The sequence below is a fragment of the Gryllotalpicola ginsengisoli DSM 22003 genome (genome assembly GCF_000419445.1).
GTDB classification, from domain to species: Bacteria; Actinomycetota; Actinomycetes; order Actinomycetales; family Microbacteriaceae; genus Gryllotalpicola; species Gryllotalpicola ginsengisoli.
This window is the reverse complement of sequence record NZ_AULK01000001.1, coordinates 459,693-480,324: the sequence shown is the minus strand read 5'-3', so window position 1 is coordinate 480,324 and position 20,632 is coordinate 459,693. Positions and strand designations below refer to the sequence as shown.

Annotated in this window: 18 protein-coding genes and 2 tRNA genes; 14 read left to right on the top strand and 6 right to left on the bottom strand. The window is 69.9% G+C overall.

Annotated features, from left to right (window positions below; genetic code table 11):
* Complete coding sequence (locus H563_RS0102310) at positions 1-537, bottom strand: Dps family protein (protein ID WP_022881006.1); 537 nt, start codon at positions 535-537, stop codon at positions 1-3.
* A 209-nt stretch (positions 538-746) separates the two neighbouring features.
* On the opposite strand from H563_RS0102310, the gene H563_RS0102305 reads away from it, so the two are divergent.
* The 8 genes from H563_RS0102305 to H563_RS0102270 all read left to right on the top strand — a co-directional run bounded on the left by H563_RS0102305 (position 747) and on the right by H563_RS0102270 (position 8,199).
* A tRNA-Gly gene (locus H563_RS0102305) sits at positions 747-817 on the top strand.
* A gap of 32 nt (positions 818-849) precedes the next feature.
* Positions 850-927, top strand: a tRNA-Pro gene (locus tag H563_RS0102300).
* Between the two features lie 52 nt (positions 928-979).
* A complete protein-coding gene (tig, locus tag H563_RS14600) occupies positions 980-2,371 on the top strand; it encodes a trigger factor (protein ID WP_022881005.1) in 1,392 nt (463 codons plus the stop codon).
* A 156-nt stretch (positions 2,372-2,527) separates the two neighbouring features.
* On the top strand, positions 2,528-4,942 hold the full coding sequence (locus H563_RS0102290) for a hypothetical protein (protein ID WP_022881004.1): 2,415 nt from the start codon (positions 2,528-2,530) through the stop codon (positions 4,940-4,942).
* Between the two features lie 100 nt (positions 4,943-5,042).
* Positions 5,043-5,630, top strand: a complete 588-nt coding sequence (locus tag H563_RS0102285) for an ATP-dependent Clp protease proteolytic subunit (protein ID WP_022881003.1) — start codon at positions 5,043-5,045, stop codon at positions 5,628-5,630.
* Positions 5,631-5,659: 29 nt separating this feature from the next.
* Positions 5,660-6,328, top strand: coding sequence for an ATP-dependent Clp protease proteolytic subunit (locus H563_RS0102280; protein WP_022881002.1), 669 nt, complete (start codon positions 5,660-5,662; stop codon positions 6,326-6,328).
* A 119-nt stretch (positions 6,329-6,447) separates the two neighbouring features.
* Positions 6,448-7,728, top strand: coding sequence for an ATP-dependent Clp protease ATP-binding subunit ClpX (clpX, locus tag H563_RS0102275; protein WP_022881001.1), 1,281 nt, complete (start codon positions 6,448-6,450; stop codon positions 7,726-7,728).
* A 48-nt stretch (positions 7,729-7,776) separates the two neighbouring features.
* Positions 7,777-8,199, top strand: a complete 423-nt coding sequence (locus H563_RS0102270; protein WP_022881000.1) for a hypothetical protein — start codon at positions 7,777-7,779, stop codon at positions 8,197-8,199.
* Between the two features lie 4 nt (positions 8,200-8,203).
* On the opposite strand, the gene H563_RS0102265 is transcribed toward H563_RS0102270, so the two are convergent.
* Together H563_RS0102265 and H563_RS14595 are read right to left on the bottom strand one after the other, a co-directional pair.
* Complete coding sequence (locus tag H563_RS0102265) at positions 8,204-8,494, bottom strand: hypothetical protein (protein WP_022880999.1); 291 nt, start codon at positions 8,492-8,494, stop codon at positions 8,204-8,206.
* Between the two features lie 69 nt (positions 8,495-8,563).
* On the bottom strand, positions 8,564-10,609 hold the full coding sequence (locus H563_RS14595; RefSeq protein WP_022880998.1) for a M3 family metallopeptidase: 2,046 nt from the start codon (positions 10,607-10,609) through the stop codon (positions 8,564-8,566).
* Between the two features lie 85 nt (positions 10,610-10,694).
* Between H563_RS14595 and H563_RS0102255 the strand changes: the two genes are divergently transcribed.
* Positions 10,695-11,288, top strand: coding sequence for a winged helix-turn-helix domain-containing protein (locus H563_RS0102255; protein WP_022880997.1), 594 nt, complete (start codon positions 10,695-10,697; stop codon positions 11,286-11,288).
* On the top strand, positions 11,285-11,494 hold the full coding sequence (locus tag H563_RS0102250; RefSeq protein WP_022880996.1) for a hypothetical protein: 210 nt from the start codon (positions 11,285-11,287) through the stop codon (positions 11,492-11,494). Before H563_RS0102255 ends, H563_RS0102250 begins: the two co-directional genes overlap by 4 nt.
* Positions 11,495-11,504: 10 nt before the next feature.
* Here H563_RS0102250 and H563_RS0102245 read toward each other — a convergent pair whose 3' ends face one another.
* The 3 genes from H563_RS0102245 to valS all read right to left on the bottom strand — a co-directional run bounded on the left by H563_RS0102245 (position 11,505) and on the right by valS (position 14,876).
* Positions 11,505-11,768, bottom strand: a complete 264-nt coding sequence (locus H563_RS0102245) for a hypothetical protein (protein WP_022880995.1) — start codon at positions 11,766-11,768, stop codon at positions 11,505-11,507.
* A gap of 121 nt (positions 11,769-11,889) precedes the next feature.
* Positions 11,890-12,234, bottom strand: coding sequence for a GNAT family N-acetyltransferase (locus H563_RS17050; protein ID WP_051142590.1), 345 nt, complete (start codon positions 12,232-12,234; stop codon positions 11,890-11,892).
* Between the two features lie 41 nt (positions 12,235-12,275).
* A complete protein-coding gene (gene valS, locus H563_RS0102235) occupies positions 12,276-14,876 on the bottom strand; it encodes a valine--tRNA ligase (protein ID WP_022880994.1) in 2,601 nt (866 codons plus the stop codon).
* 345 nt (positions 14,877-15,221) lie between these two features.
* Here valS and ileS point away from each other — a divergent pair, with 345 nt between their 5' ends.
* The 4 genes from ileS to ndk are packed head-to-tail and all read left to right on the top strand — an operon-like array spanning position 15,222 to position 20,624.
* A complete protein-coding gene (gene ileS / locus H563_RS14585) occupies positions 15,222-18,446 on the top strand; it encodes an isoleucine--tRNA ligase (protein WP_022880993.1) in 3,225 nt (1,074 codons plus the stop codon).
* The gene (locus H563_RS14580) at positions 18,443-19,840 is read left to right on the top strand and encodes a bifunctional folylpolyglutamate synthase/dihydrofolate synthase (protein ID WP_022880992.1); all 1,398 of its coding nucleotides are present in this window, start codon (positions 18,443-18,445) and stop codon (positions 19,838-19,840) included. The genes ileS and H563_RS14580 overlap by 4 nt, the downstream gene beginning before the upstream one ends.
* Positions 19,837-20,205 carry a DUF4233 domain-containing protein gene (locus tag H563_RS18055; RefSeq protein ID WP_022880991.1) on the top strand — a complete coding sequence of 123 codons (369 nt, stop codon included), beginning with the start codon at positions 19,837-19,839 and terminating at the stop codon, positions 20,203-20,205. Before H563_RS14580 ends, H563_RS18055 begins: the two co-directional genes overlap by 4 nt.
* Positions 20,202-20,624 (top strand): nucleoside-diphosphate kinase, encoded by a 423-nt coding sequence (ndk, locus tag H563_RS0102215; protein WP_022880990.1) that lies wholly within the window; start codon positions 20,202-20,204, stop codon positions 20,622-20,624. Before H563_RS18055 ends, ndk begins: the two co-directional genes overlap by 4 nt.
* Positions 20,625-20,632 lie beyond the last annotated feature (8 nt).

Here is a 20,632-nt window from a genome sequence, read left to right as displayed (position 1 = left end):
CTACGCCGCGATGTGCGCGACGAGGAACCATCGGTCCTTGGTGAGTCCGCGCTCGATCTCGGTGGCCACATCCTGGCTGTTCGGGTCGATCTCGTCGAGGCCCTCGACGGCCTTCCGCACGGTGGCCAGGGCCGCGTCGATCGAGTCGACGAGGGTGGCGATCACGTCATTGGACTGCTGGAAGCCGTCGGCCATGGGCGGCAGGGTGTTCTTCGCCGCGACCGTCTCGATGCGGGCGTCGACCGGCAGCCCGAGGGCCACGACACGCTCGGCAGCGAGGTCGGCGAACTCGCGGGCGTGGTCGACCACGTCGTCGATGAGTTCGTGCACGGCGATGAAGTTGAGCCCGCGCACATGCCAGTGCGCCTGCTTGCCGTTGATGGAGAGCGCCTCGAGGTCGATGACGACCGGGCTGAGGTACTGGGCGACACTGCTGGCGGTCTCGGTGTCGACGCTGGCGACGGTCGGCTCGGCGACGGCGACGTCGGACTTGGTGGCGGTCTCGGCCTTGGTGGACTTGGCGGTCTTGGTGGCCATGGTGCTCCTTCCGATCCGAGCCGGCGGGGCACGCCGGCTGCTGGTTGATCCAACGCTAGGAGGGCGGTGCCATTCCGCAAGGGGGTTCAGCTGCGCGCATCCGTTCTGCTATGCGGCACGCGGGCCCGACGGGCCGCCCGGGTTCGAGGGCCGAGAGGCCATGCCGTATGCTGGAGCGGCTGCCTTCGGGCGGTCAGAAACACCTTTGCGGGGGTGTAGCTCAATGGTAGAGCCTCAGTCTTCCAAACTGATTACGCGGGTTCGATTCCCGTCACCCCCTCGCGGTCATACCGTGCGGATCCTCCGGCGATCCGGGGCGTAGCTCAGCTTGGCTAGAGCGCCCGCTTTGGGGGCGGGAGGTCGCAGGTTCGAATCCTGTCGCCCCGACCATTCGGTCGGGCACGCACGCCGTACGAAACGTCCACCAACAGGAGATCCACGAGTGACAACCACGGTCGAACAGCTGAGCCCCACCCGCGTGAAGCTCACCACCACGGTGACCCCGGAGCAGCTCAAGCCCAGCATCACCCACGCGTACGAGCACATCGCCGGAGAAGTGACCATCCCCGGTTTCCGCAAGGGCAAGGTGCCGCCGGCCATCATCGACAGCCGGGTGGGCAAGGCGACCGTGCTCGAGCACGCGATCAACGACGCGCTCGAGCCCGCCTACCGCGAGGCGATCACGGAGACCAAGGTGCGCCCGCTCGGCCGCCCCGAGGCCGACATCGCCTCGGTCCCCGACGCCAAGACCTTCGAGGGTGACCTGGTCGTCACCTTCGAGGTGGACGTGCGGCCGCAGATCACGGTTCCCGACTACGACAAGCTGCCCATCACCGTCGAGGCGGCCGAGGTCACCGACGAGGACGTCGAGGCCGAACTCGACCGTCTGCGCAGCCGCTTCGGCACGCTGGTCACCGTCGACCGCCCCGCCAAGGCCGGCGACTTCGTGCAGATCGACCTCTCGGCCAAGATCGGCGACGAGACCGTCGACACCGCTGAGAACATCTCCTACGAAGTCGGCAGCGGCGAGCTGATCGAGGGCATCGACGAGGCGATCGACTCGCTGACCGCGGGGGAGACCACCACCTTCACCTCCAAGCTGCTCGGCGGCGACCACGAGGGCGAGGACGCCGAGATCACCGTGACGATCAATTCGGTCAAGGAGCGCGAGCTGCCCGAGGCCGACGACGACTTCGCGCAGATCTCCAGCGAGTACGACACCATCGCCGAGCTGCGCGAGGGCCTCAAGGCCGAGGCGGCGCGGGCGAAGGCCTTCCAGCAGGGCAACGAGGCGCGCACCAAGCTCGTCGACACGCTGCTCGAGAAGGTCGAGATCCCCGTGCCCGAGGCCGTGATCGAAGACGAGATCCACCGCCACCTCGAGGCCGAGAACCGCCTGGAGGACGAGGAGCACCGCGCCGAGGTCAAGGAGGCGAGCGAGAAGGCCCTGCGCACGCAGATCCTCTTCGACGAGATCGCCGAGGCCGAGAAGGTCACCGTCAGCCAGAACGAGCTGACCAGCTACCTCGTGCAGGCCAGCCAGCAGTACGGCATGGATCCGAACGAGTTCGTGAAGATCCTCTCCGACAACGGCCAGATCCCGCAGATGGTCGGCGAGGTGGCCCGCAACAAGGCCATCGCGATCGCCCTCGGCAAGGCGACGGTCACCGACACCAACGGCGCGCCGGTCGACCTGAGCGAGTTCACCGCCGTGCAGAACGACGACGACTCCGACATCATCCTCGAGGCCAGCGACGAGACCGAGGCGACCGAGGAGGGCGTCGCCGAGACGACCGAGACGCTCGAGAAGCTGAACGCCGATCGCGGCGAGTAGGCGCTCGGCTCTTCGCGAAGGGGGCGGTCCGCTGCGGCGGGTCGCCCCCTTTTTCGCGCCTGCCGCCGGGGGTTGCCTATTGCGCGATCGGATGCATCGCCGATTGAATGGCGCCCACGGGGGAATCGACCGTTCCGGGGGGAAACGATGAGCGATGTGAGCGACGCGCAGCCGCAGCCGGAATCCGAGGCGGCGGCGGCGCCGCCACCGGCGCCCGAGGCGCCGGCATCGACCGCGGAGGCGCCGGCATCGGGCGTGCCGCCGACGGCGCCGCCCGCGCCGACGGGCGGCGGCTGGACGCGGCCGGAGTGGGCCGGCCCCCGGCTGCTCTACTCGGGCCTCATCCACGCCGGGGTCGGCCTCGGCGCCGGCCTCGTCATCTCCATCGTGGTGGCCGTGCTCGTCGCGGTCGCGATCGCCGCCGGCGCGTTCTCCTCGCTCGGCGCCGACTACTCCGGCCTCGTGGGCGGCAGCGATTCCGGCACGGATGCCTCGGCCGGCTCCTCCTCGTCCGTGGCGTTCAACCCGCTCTCGGTCTTCACCGGATTGTTCCTGATCTTCGGCATGAGCCTGTGGGGGCACGTCTCCGCGAAGTTCACGGCCGACATCTCCGGGGTGCACATCGAAGCCCACGGGGGAGTGACGGCGGTGCCGATCGTCGTGACCGTCGCGCTGCTCGCCGCTCTCGTGGTGTGGGGCTGGCTCGTGGAGCGACGCAGGCCCTCCGGCGGCGCGCCCGCGCGCATCGCCGCGGCCCTGATCACGGGGGCCGCCTACGCGATCGTGCTCACCCTGCTGTCGCTCGCGTGCAGCTTCTATCTGAAGGTCGACCCGGTCGCGCTCTGGCTCACCACCGCCGGGTGGCGCCTGCTGCTCGGCGCCTTCGTGCTCGGCACCGTCTCGGCCTGGCTCGGGCGCGAGTTCGCCGCCGCCGGCCCGGGCGGGGGGTTCTGGGCCGCCGGCCGGGCCTGGCTCGGCGGCGTGCACCCGCTGGTGCGGGAGGTCACCGCCGTCGCGGCCTCGGGCACGGTGCTGTTCGGTCTGGCCGTGCTCGTGGCAACGGCCGTCGCCGGCGCCCACGTCGGCTACGCGACGCTGCTGCCGACCCTGCCGCTCTGGTTCGGCAACGCCGTGGTCTTCGCCGCCTCCCTGGGCCAGCTGGGCGGGATCCGCGGCAGCTCGACGGGCTCGCACGCCGAGACCCTCTCCGTCTTCAACCCCGGCGACTTCGCGCCGTGGCTGTGGGTGACCATCGTCCTCGCCGTGATCGCGGCCGTCATCGCCGGCGTGCGCATCGGCCTGGAACGCCCCGCCGAGTCGCGACGCGAGCTGCGTTCCGCGTGGCTGCTGCCCACCGCGATCGCCGTGCTCTGGGCGGCGCTGCCCTGGGTGTTCGACGCGCCGGGGGTGAGCATCACCGGCATCCCGGTCATCGGCGACCTGCACGCGGGCGTCACGGTCGCATGGTGGACCTTCCTCACCTCGCTCGTCTTCGGGGCGATCACCGAGGCGACGGCCCGGTTCGCGGTGCCGGTGCTGCAGGCATCCGCCCCTCGCCTGGTCGCCGTGGTCGGCGCGGGCCGCACGACCGCGGCAGGCGGCGTCGTGCCGCTGTCGCGGGTCGGCCGCCGCGTCGTCGCCGGCTCCGCGATCGGCCTCGGCGTCCTGTGCGTGCTGGCGATGGTCGGCTCGCTCGTCATCACCGGGGTGGCCAACACGCTGTACTCGCCCAAGGTGGTGGCCGAGCGGTACCTCGACGACCTCGCCGCCGGCCACGTCGACGCGTCCGCGGCCGACGACGCGGGGATTTCGAAGGCCAAGGGCGTGCTGCTCACCGAGGACGCCCTCAAGGGCGCGAAGTCACTGCTGAAGAACCCGAAGGTGACCTCCGTGTCGACGAGCGGGAACAGCGCCTACGCCTCGGTGTCGTTCACCGTCGGAGGGAAGAAGGAGACCGGCGAGGTGCAGCTGAAGCGCGACGGCACGGTCGGGCTCCTCTTCCCGGACTGGAAGATCAGCAAGCCGCTGACGACCGCCGTGATCGTCTCCGCGCCGGACGTGTCCAAGGTCACCATCGGCTCGGTCTCGGTCGACGTGCCGGACTCCGGCCAGGTCGACGTGTACGCCTATCCGGGCGTGTACGAGGTCGACGCGGACGCGGGGAAGTACTTCGCCGCTCCGACGCAGGAGCTCGTCGCCGGCGGCAGCTCGGCGATCGTGTCGCTCGAGGTCCAGCCCACCGACGCGCTGGCCGACGAGCTGAACGCGCGGGCCAAGAAGCTGCTCGACGGATGCGCCGCGCAGCACGTCGTCGCACCGACCGACTGCCCCTTCGAGGAGTACGCCTTCGGCGACACCTCCCACGTGACCTGGAAGATCACGAAGTACCCGACCTTCACCATCAACGCGGACGGCACGTTCTACCCGGACGACGTGGGCGAAGCGCACGTGGAGTACACCGAGAGCTACTTCGGCGAGACCGAGCAGGAGTCTGACGACGTGTCGATCTATCTGGGCGGCAAGGTGACCGTCGACGGCGACGACCTCACGGTCGAGTGGGAGTCGTACTGAGGCCTCCCGCACCGGCCTCTGCCGTGGGCGAACAGCGTCCGTCTGCCGTGCGCGGCCCCGATAGATTCGTTTCCAGGCACAAGGAAACGGAGCATCACACATGGCCGAACCGACACTGCAGCCCAGTGTTTTCGATCGACTGCTGAGGGACCGGATCGTCTGGCTCGGCGAGGAAGTGCGCGACGACAACGCGAACGAGATCGCTGCGAAGCTGCTGCTCTTGGCCGCTGAGGATCCGAAGAAGGACATCTACCTCTACATCAACTCGCCCGGCGGCTCGATCACGGCAGGCATGGCGATCTACGACACGATGCAGTTCGTGCCCAACGACATCGTCACCGTCGGCATCGGCATGGCCGCTTCGATGGGCCAGCTGCTGCTGACCGCGGGCACGAAGGGCAAGCGGTACATCACCCCCAACGCGCGCGTGCTGCTGCACCAGCCGCACGGCGGCTTCGGCGGCACCGCGAGCGACATCCAGACCCAGGCGCAGCTCATCGTCGACATGCGCACCCGCCTGTTCGAGATCACCGCCGAGGCGACGGGCAAGACCGTCGAGCAGGTCACCGCCGACGGCGACCGGGACCACTGGTTCAACGCCCAGGAGGCGCTCGAGTACGGATTCGTGGACCACATCCGCGACACCGCCACCGAGGTCTCCGGCGGCGGCGGCACGGACCAGCAGTAGGACTGACGGCGAGAGACAAGGAACCCCAGATGGAAACCCCCACCTTCACCGCCGGCGGCAACGCTCTGCACCTGCCGTCGTCCCGGTACATCCTGCCCAGCTTCGAGGAGCGCACGGCCTACGGCTACAAGCGGCAGGACCCGTACGCGAAGCTGTTCGAGGACCGCATCATCTTCCTCGGCGTGCAGGTCGACGACGCGAGCGCCGACGACATCATGGCGCAGCTGCTCGTGCTCGAGAGCCAGGACCCGGACCGCGACATCGTCATGTACATCAACTCGCCGGGCGGCTCGTTCACGGCCATGACGGCGATCTACGACACCATGCTGTACATCCGGCCGCAGATCCAGACGGTCGTGCTCGGCCAGGCCGCGTCGGCGGCGGCCGTGCTGACCGCCGCGGGCACGCCCGGCAAGCGCCTCGCGCTGCCCAACGCGCGCATCCTCATCCACCAGCCGGCGATCGGCGAGGCCGGTCACGGCCAGGCCTCCGACATCGAGATCCAGGCCGCCGAGATCCTGCGCATGCGCACCTGGCTGGAGGAGACGCTGGCGAAGCACTCCAACCGCTCCCCGGAGCAGGTCAACAAGGACATCGATCGGGACAAGATCCTGTCGGCCGAGGAGGCGCGGGACTACGGCCTGATCGACCAGGTGCTCTCGAGCCGCAAGACCGTGCCGGCGGCGCTGACCAAGTAGCGCGAGCCGGGCGACGCAGCAGGGGCCGACATCGGGGCGCAGATCCCCGCCGATGTCGGCCCCTCGCGTTAGGCTTTCGAGAAAGCGGACCCCGCGAGCCCCGCAGACGGAGGAGACGAATGGCACGCATCGGAGAGAGCGCCGACCTGCTGAAGTGCTCGTTCTGCGGCAAGAGCCAGAAGCAGGTGGTGCAGCTCATCGCCGGACCGGGTGTCTACATCTGCGACGAGTGCGTCGAGCTCTGCAACGAGATCATCGAAGAGCGGATGGCCGACGCCGAGGCCGCCGGGTCCGGTGAGTTCGAGCTGCCGAAGCCCAAGGAGATCTACAACTTCCTCGAGGAGTACGTGATCGGGCAGGACGCGGCGAAGCGGGCTCTCGCCGTCGCCGTCTACAACCACTACAAGCGGGTGCGCGCCCGCAACAGCATCGGCCCGGCCGACGTGAAGGCGGACGAGGTCGAGATCGCCAAGTCCAACATCCTGCTGATCGGTCCGACGGGCTGCGGCAAGACCTATCTGGCGCAGACCCTCGCGAAGCGGCTCAATGTGCCGTTCGCCGTCGCCGACGCGACCGCGCTCACCGAGGCGGGCTACGTCGGCGAAGACGTCGAGAACATCCTGCTGAAGCTGATCCAGGCCGCCGACTACGACGTCAAGCGCGCCGAGACCGGCATCATCTACATCGACGAGGTCGACAAGATCGCCCGCAAGGCCGAGAACCCGTCGATCACCCGCGACGTCTCCGGCGAGGGCGTGCAGCAGGCGCTGCTGAAGATCCTCGAGGGCACGGTCGCCTCCGTGCCGCCGCAGGGCGGGCGCAAGCACCCGCACCAGGAGTTCATCCAGATCGACACGACCAACGTGCTGTTCATCGTGGCGGGCGCCTTCGCCGGGCTCGAAGACATCATCAGCGCGCGGGCCGGGAAGAAGGGCATCGGCTTCGGCGCCCCGCTGCACTCCAAAGGCGACGATCTCAATCTCTTCAGCGAGGTGCTGCCCGAAGACCTGCACAAGTTCGGCTTGATCCCTGAGTTCATCGGCCGCCTGCCCGTCGTCACGACGGTGACGCCTCTCGACCGCGAGGCGCTGATGCAGATCCTCACCGTTCCGAAGAACGCGCTGGTGCGGCAGTACCAGCGCATGTTCGAGCTCGACGGGGTCGAGCTGGAGTTCGAGCCGGGCGCGCTCGAGGCGATCGCCGACCTCGCCGTGCTGCGCCAGACCGGCGCGCGTGGGCTGCGCGCCATCATGGAAGAGGTGCTGGGCCCGGTGATGTTCGAGGTCCCCTCCACCGACGAGGTGGCGCGGGTGGTCATCACCCGCGAGTCCGTCGAGTCGAACGCCGCGCCGACCATCGTGCCGCACCGTGCCCCGCGCCGGGAAGAGAAGTCGGCGTAGGCCGAGGGCCCCCTTCCGGCCTCGCGCAGGCCGACCTACCATGCCGACATGACCACTATGAGCGACATGATGACGAGCATGTCCCACGACATGGAGGGCATGGACATGCCCGCGATGCCGATGGACACGGCGATGGTTCAGTCCTGTATCGAGGCGTGCTCCGCCTGCGAGATGGCGTGCACGATGTGCTCCGACGCCGACATGGGGGAGGGCATGGCGCGCTGCGGCTCGCTGTGCTCGACCTGCGCCGACATGTGCAACACGACCATGCGCATGCTGATGCGCCCCATGGGGTTCGACGCCACCGCGACGAAGGCGATGCTGCAGGCGTGCGCCGCCATGTGCTCCGCATGCGGCGACGAGTGCGCGAGCCACGCGGACATGAGCGAGAGTTGCGCGATGTGCGCTCAGGCGTGCAAGACGTGCATGGATGCGTGCATGAAGCTCGCCGACGCGATGACGATGGCGTGACGGCTTAGCGGGCCACCGCCACGTTGTACCGCTCGCCGCCCGCGGCGAGCACGTGGAAGGCGTCGTGCAGCGCGACCGGCGCTCCCGCCTCGACGTCGACACCCTCGTGGTTCCACACGCGCAGGCGCGACCGGCCGTCGAGGGTGGCCAGCGTGAGCCATCCGTCGCCGTCGACCTGCGTCACGATCGCGTCGATCCATCGGCTCGGCGTGGCGCGCGCCAGCCGGTCCTGCATCACGGAGAGCCCGTGCCCGGCGTGGACGGATGCGCAGAGGTGCTCGGTCGGCGTGTCCATGGCCGCAACGCTACGGGCCGGCTCCGCTGCGGCGGAAGCCGGCCCGTAACGTTCGGTCACACGCGCCGCTCAGTCCTCGGTGAGGCCGCGCCGACGCAGCAGCGGCTCCAGTTCCGCGGTGCGGCCGCGGAAGTCGACGAACGCCTCGATCGGATCCTTGGTGCCGCCGACGCCGAGCAGCCGCGAGCGGAACCGGTCGCCGTTCTCGCGCGTCAGGCCGCCGTTCTGCTTGAACCACTCGACGGTGTCGGCGTCGAGCACCTCGCTCCAGATGTATGAGTAGTACTGGGCGTCGTAGCCGCCGGAGAAGGTGTGCGCGAAGTAGGTGCTGGAATAGCGCGGCGGCACGGGTGCGAAGTCCAGGCCGACGTCGGCGAGAGCGGATGCCTCGAACGCCGCCACATCCGTCACCTCGTCGGCCTGCTCGGCCGAGAGCACGTGCCAGGCCTGGTCGAGCAGCGCCGCGCCCAGGTACTCGCTGGTCTTGAAGCCCTCGTTGAACGTCTCGGAGGCGTGGATGCGGTCGACGATCTCCTGCGGGATGGGCTCGCCGGTCTGGTAGTGCTTGGCGTAGTTGGCGAGCACCTCGGGCCAGAGCATCCACATCTCGTTCACCTGAGAGGGGAACTCGACGAAGTCGCGGTGCACGCTCGTGCCCGCGAACCGCGGGTACGTGGCCGAGCCGAAGAGGCCGTGCAGCGCGTGGCCGAACTCGTGGAACAGCGTGCCCACCTCGTCGAAGGTGAGCAGCGTCGGCTCGCCGGGGGCGGGCTTCGGCACGTTGTGGTTGTTGACGACCACCGAGTGCTTCACGCCGAGCAGCGCCGACTCGTCGACGAGCGAGTTCATCCACGCCCCGCCCCGCTTCGAGTCGCGGGTGTACAGGTCGTACAGGAACAGCCCGAGCGGCGAGCCGTCTTCGTTGAACACCTCGAAGACGCGCACGTCGGGGTGGTATCCGGCCAGGTCGTGCCGCTCGGTGAACGTGATGCCGTACAGCTTCGTCGCGGCGAAGAACACACCGTCCTTGAGCACCCGCTCGGCCTCGAAGTACGGCCGCAGTGCGGCGGTGTCGACGTCGTACTCGGCGGAGCGCACCTTCTCGGCCCAGTAGGCCCAGTCCGCCGCGGTGACCGGTGCCCCGGCCAGCTTCTCGAGCGCGGCGTGCTCGCGGCGCGCGTTGCGGGCGGCGGGCGGGGCGAGCCGTCCGAGCATGTCGGCGACGTTGGCGGCGCTGCCGGCGGTCTGGCCCGCGGTGACGTAGTCGGCGTGGCTCGCGAAGCCGAGCAGCCGGGCGCGCCGGGCGCGCAGCTTCACCAGCTCCAGCAGCACCTCGCGGTTGTCGTTCGCGCCGCCGCGGCCGCCGCGGGAGCGTGAGGCTTCCATGATCCGCGCGCGCACCTCGGGCCGGGTCAGCGAGGCGAGCCACGGATGCCCCGTCGGCAGCACGAGCGTGACCAGGTACTTCCCCTCCAGCCCCCGCTCCCGCGCGGCCTCGGCGGCGGCCGAGAGTTCGCCCTCGCCGAGCCCCTCGAGCTCCGCGGCGTCGTCGAAGACGACGGCGAGGTCGTTCGTGTCGGCCAGCAGCTGCTTTTCGAAGCGCGCCTGCAGGGCCGAGATGCGCTGGTTCAGTTCGGAGAGCTGCGACTTCGCCGCGTCGTCCAGGCCGGCTCCGGCGAGCGTCATGTCGATGTGGTACCGCTCGACCAGGTAGCGGGATTCGGGGTCGAGGTCGAGCTCGTCCAGGCGCTCGTACACCGCCTCGATGCGCGCGTAGAGCGCCGCGTTGAGGGTGATCGCGTCCTGATGCGCGGCCAGCTTCGGCGCGAGCTTCTCCTCGAGCGCATTGGTCGTGTCGTTGCTGTCGGCGGAGCTCTTGTTGAAGAACACGTATGCGGCGCGGCGCAGCGTCTGCCCCGAGCGCTCGAGGGGGATGAGCGTGTTCTCGAAGGTCGCCGGTTCCGGGTTCGAGGTGATGGCCTCGATCTCGGCCAGTTGCTCGGCGAAGCCGACCTCGAAGGCCGGTTCGTAGTGCTCGTCGGCGATGGAGGCGAACGGCGGCAGGCGATAGTCGAGGTTGCTCTCGGCCAGCAGCGGGTTGGGTGCGTCGGACATGTCTGCACCCTATCGGGAATCCGAGCAAAGAATGCGCTGCAAAGAAACAGTTGCAAAGCTGTTTTTGCGAACGTATGCTGCTGCCATGACTCCCCAGCCGGCCTCGCCCCGGGTTCTCGACCTCGCGGCGATGAAGGGCCTCTCCCACCCTTTGCGCGTGCAGCTCTTCGATCGCCTCTCGTCCCTGGGGCCCGCGACCGCGAGCATGCTCGCCGAGCAGCTCGGCGAGTCCAGCGGTGCCACCAGCTATCACCTGCGCCAGCTGGCCAAGCACGGGCTCGTGCGCGAGGTCGAGGGCAAGGGCACTGCCCGCGAGCGATGGTGGGAGCGCGTGCCCGGCTCGGTCAGCCTCAACGACCGCGGCGAGAACGACACCCCTGCCGCGCGCCAGGCGGTGGCCGAGATCTCGCGCCAGTGGAACGAATTGCACGCGCAGAACATCCGCGACTACCTGCGCTACGCCGAGGAGAGGCTCCCCGAGGAGTGGCAGGAGGGCGAGTTCAGCACCGCGAACCAGTACCTCCCCATCGACGTGTTCCGAGACTTCATCGACCGCTACACCGCACTCGTCGAAGAAGTGCTCGGGCCCTATCGCGGCACCCGCCTCCCGGGCACCCGCCCCGTTCAGATCCAGTTCAACGCATTCGCCCTCGTCGACGGAGAGGAGGTGACGGAATGACCGCCATCACCCTCCGCAGGGCGCAGGCCGCGCCATCCGATCGGATGCTCGAGCGCATCGGCATCGCCATGGTGCGCTACGCGCGCACCCGCTCCGAGCGCCGTGCCCGAGCCATCCGCCGCGAAACGGCCCTGCTCGCCGACCAGCGGCGACGCGAGCGCTATGCCGAGCTCGCCGCCCGCGAGTCGCGACTCGGTCTGCGCTGAACCCCCGACCTCAGGCCAGCGCGTCGGCGTCGTCGTCGAACGCCGTCGACCCGGTGGTCGCGGTGTCGTAGACCGGGTCGTAACGGATGACCGTGCCGTCGTCGAGCTCGACGACCGGCCGCCCCTCCAGCCAGGTGAGGGTCCACCGCCAGGTCGAGGCGTCGACGCCCTCGGCGTCGAGCTCCTCCTCCACGGCGCGGATCGCGCCGCGCACGACGCCGGGCAGTGACGGGGGAGTGACGGACCCCACCGGCCAGCGGGTGCCCAATTGCATGTCGGCTCCGTTCAGGCGGGCTGGGCGACGGCCTGCAGCTCGTGCACGACGAGTTCCGTGGGCCGGTCGCTGTCGGCGAGGGGGGCGGGGGTCTGCTCGCCGGGCGCCGCGGTCCACTGGATCACGGTTGCGCCGAGGCCTGCGGCGGCCTCGCGCAGCGCGGCGAGCAGCTGGTCCCCGGCTCCTCGGGAGCATCCGGCGCCACATGGAAGGCGTCGACGAACACGCCGAAGTCGCCGTCGAGGGGCCGGGGGAACGAGCGGAAGTGCGCGAGGCCGACGAGGCCCGCTTCGTCGTCGACGGCGACGAGGGCGCGCTCGACGTTGGCGGGGTCCGTCAGCCAGGTCCACAACAGGAGGGCCTTCTGCTCGGTGAGCTCGACGCCGCGGGCGGCGGCGTACCCCTCGTACAGGGTGAGCCACGGGAAGAAGTCGCTGTCCCGGGGGTCACGGATCACGATGGACATGTCGGGCCTCCTTAGTGCCGAGCGTAGCGCGATTGTCCTGATCAGGCGAGATCTCCGAGCACCACGTCGCGCACCCCGACGGTCTCCGCCTCGGCGTAGCTCAGCTCGCCGATCCGCCCGACCGCCCTGAGGTCGGCCTCGGCGGCGCGGATGGCGGCGAGCGCGTCGGCCGGGCCCGCGATGGTGGCGGAGACGATGGGCGTCTTCTGCGAGACCTTCGCGTCGGTCTTCGCGCGACGGATGCCGACGAGCGCGGCGCCCGTCTGCGCGAGCACGGGCAGCTCGGAGCCGGCTCCCGCGGCGAGCTCGGCGGCGGCCGGCCACGGCGCGGTGTGCACCGAGCCGGAGTTGAACCAGCTCCAGGCCTCCTCCGTGGCGAAGGGCAGCACGGGGGCGAACAGGCGGAGGAGCACCGACAGCGCCGTGCGCAGCGCGGCGGCCGCAGACGCCTGGCCCGCGGCATCCGTCGCCCCGTGCGCCCGCTCCTTGACCAGCTCGAGGTAGTCGTCGCAGAACGTCCAGAAGAAGGTCTCGGTGACCTCGAGGGCGCGCGCGTGGTCGTACGCCTCGAACGCGGCCGTGGCCTCCTCGACGACGCCGGCGAGGTCGCGCAGCATCGACCGGTCGAGCTCCTCGGTCACCTCGGCGTCGTCGGCGTGCGAGAAGCCGAGCGCGAACTTCGCGGCGTTGAGGATCTTGATCGCGAGCCTGCGCCCGATCTTGATCTGGGTCGGGTTCTGCACGTCGAAGGCGGCGTCGGAGCCGAGCCGGCTCGAGGCCGCCCAGTACCGGGTCGCGTCGGAGCCGTGCTGCTCGAGGATCGCGGCCGGCGTGACCACGTTGCCCTTCGACTTGGACATCTTCTTGCGGTCGGGGTCGACGATGAAGCCGGAGATGGCCGCGTGGCGCCACGGTGCTGCGCCCGTCTCCTGCAGTGAGCGCAGCATGGTCGAGAACAGCCAGGTGCGGATGATGTCCTGCCCCTGCGGGCGCAGGTCGAAGGGGAACAGCGCCCGGAACAGCTCGGGGTCGCGCTGCCAGCCGGCCGCGATCTGCGGGGTGAGCGAGGAGGTCATCCAGGTGTCCATGATGTCCACCTCGCCGACGAAGCCGCCCGCCTTCCCGCGCTGCGACTCGTCGAAGCCCGGCGCCGGGTCGGAGGACGGGTCCACCGGAAGCTGCGCGGCGTCGGGCAGGATCACCTCGTCGTAGCGCGTCTCGCCGCTCTCGTCCACCCGATACCAGACCGGGATCGGCACGCCGAAGAAGCGCTGCCGCGAGATCAGCCAGTCGCCCGCGAGCCCGTTCACCCAGTTCTCGTAGCGCACCCGCATGAAGTCGGGGTGCCAGCCGAGCTGCCGCCCGGCCTCGATCAGCCGCTCGCGCAGCTCGGCGTCCTTGCCGCCGTTCTTCACGTACCACTGGCGGGTCGAGACGATCTCGAGCGGGCGGTCGCCCTTCTCGTAGAACTTCACCGGGTGCTGGATAGGCTTCGGGTCGCCGATCAGCTCGCCGGTCTCGCCCAGCAACTCGACCACCGTCTTCTTCGCCGTGAACACTGTGGTGCCCGCGATCTTCGCGAACGCGGCGCGGCCCGCCTCGCTCGTGATCGCCTCCGGCGCCTCGGCCACGATGCGGCCGTCGAAGCCGAGGATCGCGCGGGTGGGCAGCTGCAACTCGCGCCACCAGGTCACGTCGGTGACGTCACCGAAGGTGCAGACCATGGCGATGCCCGTGCCCTTGTCCGGCTGCGCCAGGTGGTGGGCCAGCACCGGCACCTCCACGTCGAACAGGGGGGTGCGGACGGTCTTGCCGAACAGCGGCCGGTAGCGCTCGTCGTCGGGGTGCGCCACGAGCGCCACGCACGCGGCGAGCAGCTCGGGGCGGGTCGTCTCGATGAACACATCGCCCTCCGGCCCGTGGAAGGCGAGGCGGTGGTAGGCGCCGGGCTGCTCCCGGTCCTCCAGCTCGGCCTGCGCCACCGCGGAGCGGAAGGTCACGTCCCACAGCGTGGGCGCCCAGTCCTGGTACGCCTCGCCGCGCTCGACGTTGCGCAGGAACGCGAGCTGGGAGGCGCGGATCGACTCCGGGGCAATGGTGCGGTACGTCTGCGACCAGTCGACGGACAGCCCCAGCATTCGCCACAGCGCCTCGAACTGCTTCTCGTCCTCTTCGGTGAGGCGCTCGCACAGCTCGATGAAGTTGCGCCGCGAGACGGGCACCTGGTCGGCGGGCTTGACGGCCTTGTCGGTGCCCTGGAACGGCGGCGTGAAGTCGGGGTCGTACGGCAGCGACGGGTCGCAGCGCACGCCGTAGTAGTTCTGCACGCGGCGCTCGGTGGGCAGGCCGTTGTCGTCCCATCCGATCGGGTAGAACACCGTCTTGCCGCGCATCCGCTGGAACCGCGCGATGACGTCGGTGTGGGTGTAGCTGAACACGTGGCCGATGTGCAGCGAGCCGCTCGCGGTCGGCGGCGGGGTGTCGATCGCGTACACGCAGCTGCGATCGGCGGCCTCGAGCGCCGCCCTGCGGTCGAACGCGTAGGTGCCCTGCTGCTGCCAGACCTCACCCCACTTGGATTCGAGGCCCTCCAGCGCGGGCTTGTCGGGAATGGTGCGCGTGGGCGCGTCGGTGTCCGTCATGAGTGCCTCGTTCCGATATGTGCGGCACCGCGTCATAAGGGTGCCTGAGTGTGGGATGTGCGCCCAGTCTACGGGCTAAGATGGCCGCAACGACAGCGATCCGGCCATCACCGGGGAGTCTTCGGAAGAACGGTGTCTTCCGTTGGTCGACTCAGGCGCAGCCTGACCGGAAACCACGGGAAGCCCAAGTAGAACCGAACGGGTCGGGCCCGTCACAGCCTAGGAACGAGGGGATGCGGACGGGATTTCTTCGGGAATCCCCGCCCCGCATCAATCGAGGTGGTACCGCGCGGCACGTGTCGCGTCCTCGGCTTCAGACGCCCACGCATTTTCAGGAGCCGAAAGTTGCCGTACCCCAAGTCCGACCAGCCCGAGGTGTCGCCGAGCCCGCGCTTCCCCGACATCGAGCAGCAGGTGCTCGCGTTCTGGAAGAAGGACGACACCTTCCAGGCGTCGATCGACCAGCGCGACGGATGCCCCGAGTGGGTGTTCTACGACGGGCCGCCGTTCGCGAACGGCCTGCCCCACTACGGGCACCTGCTCACCGGCTACGCCAAGGACCTCTTCCCCCGCTTCCAGACCATGCGCGGCAAGCAGGTCAAGCGCGTCTTCGGCTGGGACACCCACGGCCTGCCCGCCGAACTTGAGGCCGAGCGGCAGCTGGGCATCAACGGCAAGGCCGACATCGAGAAGATGGGGCTCGCCGCGTTCAACCGCGCGGCGCGGGAGTCGGTGCTCAAATACGTCGGCGAGTGGCAGGAGTACGTCACCCGTCAGGCGCGCTGGGTCGACTTCGAGCACGGCTACAAGACCCTTGACCTGAGCTTCATGGAGAGCGTGCTGTGGGCGTTCAAGCAGCTCTTCGACAAGGGCCTCGCCTACGAGGGCTACCGGGTGCTGCCGTACTGCTGGCGCGACGAGACGCCGCTGTCGAACCACGAGCTGCGCATGGACGACGACGTCTACAAGATGCGCCAGGACCAGACGGTCACCGTCACCTTCCCGCTCGTCGGCGAGAAGGCCGAGGCGCTGGGGCTGACCGCCGTGCGGGCGCTGGCCTGGACGACCACCCCGTGGACGCTGCCGACCAACCTGGCCCTCGCCGTCGGGCCGGAGATCGAGTACGCCGTCGTGCCCGCCGGGCCGGCCGGCGCCGCCGACACGCCGGAGGAGGCGGGGGAGTACCTGCTCGCCCTCGACCTCGTCGGCGCGTACGCGAAGGACCTCGGCTACGCCGACGCCGAGTCGGCGCGCGCCGCGGTCGTGAAGACCGTCACCGGCGCCGAGCTCGCCGGGGTGCAGTACGCCCGGCTCTGGGACTTCTACGCCGACGCCGAGACCTACGGCACGCAGAACGCCTGGCGCATCCTGGTCGACGACTACGTGTCGACCACCGAGGGCACCGGCATCGTGCACCAGGCCCCCGCCTATGGCGAAGACGACCAGCGCGTGTGCGAGGCCAATGGCATCCCGGTCATCGTGTCCGTCGACGACGGCGGCCGCTTCCTGCCGCAGGTCGCGCCCGTCGCCGGGCAGCAGGTGTTCGACGCCAACAAGCCCCTCACCCAGCTGCTGCGCGCCGAGCGCCGGCTGCTGCGCCAGGCGAGCTACGAGCACTCGTACCCGCACTGCTGGCGGTGCCGCAACCCGCTGATCTACAAGGCGGTCTCCAGCTGGTTCGTCCGCGTGACCGAGTTCCGCGACCGGATGGTCGAGCTGAACCGGCAGATCGACTGGGTGCCGGAGAACGTGAAGGACGGCCAGTTCGGCAAGTGGCTCGAGGGAGCCCGCGACTGGTCGATCAGCCGCAACCGGTTCTGGGGGTCGCCGATCCCGGTGTGGAAGAGCGACGACCCGGAGCATCCGCGCATCGACGTGTATGGTTCGCTCGCCGAGCTGGAGCGCGACTTCGGCCGCCTGCCGCGCAACGAGCAGGGAGAGGTCGACCTGCACCGGCCGTGGATCGACGAGCTCACCCGGCCCAACCCGGACGACCCGACCGGCAGGTCGACGATGCGGCGCATCACCGACGTCTTCGACGTGTGGTTCGACTCCGGCTCGATGCCGTTCGCGCAGGTGCACTACCCGTTCGAGAACCGGGACTGGTTCGACACCCACAACCCGGCCGACTACATCGTCGAGTACATCGGGCAGACCCGCGGCTGGTTCTACGTGCAGCACGTGCTCGCCACGGCCCTGTTCGACCGGCCCGCGTTCCGCAGCGCGCTCAGCCACGGCATCGTGCTCGGCTCTGACGGGCAGAAGATGTCCAAGAGCCTGCGCAACTACCCCGACGTCAGCGAGGTGTTCGACCGCGACGGGTCCGACGCCATGCGCTGGTTCCTGATGTCGAGTTCCGTGATCCGCGGCGGCAACCTCGTGGTCACCGAGGAGGGCATCCGCTCGGGGGTGCGCGAGCTGCTCCTGCCGCTGTGGAACAGCTACTACTTCTTCACCCTGTACGCGAATGCGAGCGGATACGAGGCGAAGCGGTCCACCGCATCGACCAACGAGCTCGACCGGTACATCCTCGCCAAGACCCGCGACCTGATCGAGGCGGTCACCGCCGAGCTCGAGGGGCTCGACAGCCCCATGGCCGCCGCCAGGCTGCGCGACTTCGCCGACGTGCTCACCAACTGGTTCGTGCGCCGCTCACGCGACCGCTTCTGGGTCGGCGTCACCGACGACGGCGAGAACGCCGGGGCCTTCGACACGCTGTACACGGTGCTCGAGACCCTTTGTCGGCTCGCCGCACCGCTGCTGCCGCTCGTCTGCGAGCACGTCTGGCAGGGCCTCACCGGCGGCCGCAGCGTGCACCTGACCGATTGGCCGGAGGCGGCGGAGTTCCCCGCCGACGACGCGCTCGTCGCCGCCATGGACCGCGTGCGCGAGATCTCCTCGGTCGCCCTCTCGCTGCGCAAGGCCAACGGCCTGCGCGTGCGCCTGCCGCTGGCCAGGCTCACGGTCGTGGTGCCCGAGGCCGAGGCGCTGGCCGGCTTCGAGCCGATCCTGCGCGACGAGCTGAACGTGAAGGCTATCGAACTGGTCCCCGAGTCCGAGACGAGCGCCGCCGACTACGGCATCACCCGCCGCCTCGCCGTCAACGCGCGCGCGGCGGGGCCGCGTCTCGGCAAGCAGGTGCAGGAGGCGATCAAGGCCGCCCGGTCCGGCGACTGGGCGGAGGTCGACGGCCTCGTGACCGCGGGCGGCATCGCCCTCGAACCCGGCGAATACGAGCTCGTGCTCGAGGTCGCCGACGCCGCCGCGTCGGGCGAGGCGCTCGCCCTCCTGCCCGGCGGCGGCTTCGTGCTGCTCGAGACCACGCTCACCCGCGAACTCGAGGCCGAGGGCGTGGCCCGCGACCTCGTGCGCAGCGTGCAGGACGCGCGCAAGGCCGCCGGGCTCGACGTGAGCGACCGGATCCGGCTCACGCTGGCCGTGAGCGAGACGGATGCCGCGGCGGCGCGCGCCCACAAGGACCTGATCGCCGCCGAGACGCTGGCCCGCGAGCTGACGGTCGAGGTCACCGCCGGCGAGCCCCGCATCGAGGTCGAGAAGGTGGACGCATGACCGACGCCGACGCACACCGCCAGGCCGCCGACGCGGTCTACGCCGAGCTCCTCGAGCGCCTCGGCGAGGCGCATCCCGAGCGCCGGCTCGAAGCCACGCGCCGCGCCGTCGAGGTGCTCGGCGACCCGCAGAAGGCCTTCCCGATCATCCACGTCACCGGAACGAACGGGAAGACCTCGACGAGCCGCATCGCCGAGAGCATCCTGCGCTCCTACGGCCTGCGCACCGGGCTGTTCACGAGCCCGCACCTCGAGCGGTTCAACGAGCGCTTCCTCATCGACGGCGAGCCCATCTCCGACGAGGCGCTCGCCCGCAACTGGTCCGAGATCAAGCCCTACATCGAGATCGTCGACGCCGAGCTGAAGGCGGCCGGAAAGCCCCGGCTCACCTTCTTCGAGGCCGTCACCGTGCTCGGCTTCGCCTGCTTCGCGGATGCCCCGGTGGACGTCGCGGTCATCGAGGTCGGCATGGGCGGGGAGTGGGACTCGACCAACGTCGCCGACGGACAGGTCGCCGTCATCACCCCGATCTCGCTCGACCACACCGCGAGCCTCGGCGGAACCGTCGCCGAGATCGCCCGCACCAAGGCCGGCATCATCAAGGAGGGCGCCACGGTCGTCACCGCCGCTCAGGAGCCCTCCGCGATGCGCGAGCTGCAGGCCGCGGCATCCGCTCGCCACGCCCAGCTCGTCGCCCAGCCGGCGCAGTTCGACGTGGTCTCCGCGCAGGTCGCGGTCGGCGGGCAGCTGGTGTCGCTGCGCGGCCTCGCCGGCACCTACGAGAGCCTGACGCTGCCGCTCTACGGCGAGCACCAGGCGCAGAACGCGGCCGTCGCCGTCGCGGCCGTCGAGGCCTTCCTCGGCGGCGGCGCCCAGCCCCTGAACGGTGAGCTGCTCGAGGAGGGACTGAGTGCCGCCTCCTCGCCCGGCCGTCTGCAGCTCGTCGGCACCGAGCCCACCGTGCTGGTCGACGCCGCCCACAACCCGGCCGGCGCCGGCAGCCTCGCCGCCGCCCTGCGGACCTTCTTCGACTTCGACGAGATCGCGTTCGTGCTCGGGATCCTGAAAGACAAGGACGCCCGGGGGATCGTCGCACAGCTCGCGCCCATCGCGGCCCAGCTGTTCGTGACCCAGTCGCACTCCGAGCGGGCCCGCCCGAGCGAGGAGCTGGCCGAGGACGTCTACGAATGGACCGGCGCCCGCGCCGAGGAGACCGACGACCTCGGCGACGCGATCGAGGCCGCGCGCGCCTGGGCGGCGGAGGGCGAGAAGCGGGCCGTCGTCGTGACCGGATCGATCACGCTCGTCGGCGAGACGATCACGATGGCCGCCGACCGCGGCTGGAAGGCGCCGCGCGTCGACGAACTGCCCGAGCAGCCGGAGGGCGAGGCGTGAGCCGCGAGCGGGGCATCCGCGAGTCGCTCGGGTCGATCGTGCTCGGTTTCGAGCTCGTCATCCTGTTCCTCGGCGCGCTCGTCGCCTTCGGCCTCAAGGTCGCCCCCGCACCGGTCGCGCTCGGCGGGGGAGCGGTGCTGATCGTCCTCTCCGTCGCCGCCATCGCCCTGATGCGGCACCTCGTCGGCGTTTGGCTCGGCTGGCTGGTGCAGCTTCTCGCACTCGTCAGCGGCATCTGGGTGCACATGATGTTCGTCGTGGGGCTGATCTTCCTCGCCATCTGGACGTACTGCATGGTGACGGCTGGCAAGATCGAGAGGCAGAAGTCCGCACAACGGAACGACCGAACGGAGAACCCCACGTGAGCACCCCCGTCGAAGAGACCCTCGTCCTCGTCAAGCCGGACGGCGTCGCCCGCGGCTTGACCGGCGAGATCCTGCGCCGCATCGAGGCCAAGGGCTACAGCCTGGTCGACATCAAGATGGTCGAGGCCGACCTCGAGCTGCTGGCGAAGCACTACGAGGAGCACCAGGGCAAGCCGTTCTACGAGCCGCTCGTCGAGTTCATGCAGTCCGGGCCGATCGTCGCCATCCGCGTCGCCGGCGACCGGGTGATCGAGGGCTTCCGGTCGCTCGCCGGAACCACCGACCCGACCACCGCCGCGCCCGGCACCATCCGCGGCGACCTCGCCCGCGACTGGGGGCTGAAGGTGCAGCAGAACCTCGTGCACGGCTCGGACTCGCCCGAGTCGGCGCAGCGCGAGCTCGCCCTCTGGTTCGGCTAGAGCGCCGC

Bases quoted from the DNA above. Each gene is read 5' to 3' on its own strand.
- H563_RS0102250 (WP_022880996.1), top strand. From the start codon at position 11,285: ATGACCGCCATCACCCTCCGCAGGGCGCAGGCCGCGCCATCCGATCGG.
- H563_RS14580 (WP_022880992.1), top strand. From the start codon at position 18,443: ATGACCGACGCCGACGCACACCGCCAGGCCGCCGACGCGGTCTACGCC.
- clpX (WP_022881001.1), top strand. From the start codon at position 6,448: ATGGCACGCATCGGAGAGAGCGCCGACCTGCTGAAGTGCTCGTTCTGC.
- H563_RS17050 (WP_051142590.1), bottom strand. From the start codon at position 12,234: ATGTCCATCGTGATCCGTGACCCCCGGGACAGCGACTTCTTCCCGTGG.
- H563_RS0102285 (WP_022881003.1), top strand. From the start codon at position 5,043: ATGGCCGAACCGACACTGCAGCCCAGTGTTTTCGATCGACTGCTGAGG.
- H563_RS14595 (WP_022880998.1), bottom strand. From the start codon at position 10,609: ATGTCCGACGCACCCAACCCGCTGCTGGCCGAGAGCAACCTCGACTAT.
- H563_RS0102245 (WP_022880995.1), bottom strand. From the start codon at position 11,768: ATGCAATTGGGCACCCGCTGGCCGGTGGGGTCCGTCACTCCCCCGTCA.
- H563_RS0102310 (WP_022881006.1), bottom strand. From the start codon at position 537: ATGGCCACCAAGACCGCCAAGTCCACCAAGGCCGAGACCGCCACCAAG.
- H563_RS0102265 (WP_022880999.1), bottom strand. From the start codon at position 8,494: ATGGACACGCCGACCGAGCACCTCTGCGCATCCGTCCACGCCGGGCAC.
- H563_RS0102255 (WP_022880997.1), top strand. From the start codon at position 10,695: ATGACTCCCCAGCCGGCCTCGCCCCGGGTTCTCGACCTCGCGGCGATG.
- H563_RS0102280 (WP_022881002.1), top strand. From the start codon at position 5,660: ATGGAAACCCCCACCTTCACCGCCGGCGGCAACGCTCTGCACCTGCCG.
- valS (WP_022880994.1), bottom strand. From the start codon at position 14,876: ATGACGGACACCGACGCGCCCACGCGCACCATTCCCGACAAGCCCGCG.
- H563_RS0102270 (WP_022881000.1), top strand. From the start codon at position 7,777: ATGACCACTATGAGCGACATGATGACGAGCATGTCCCACGACATGGAG.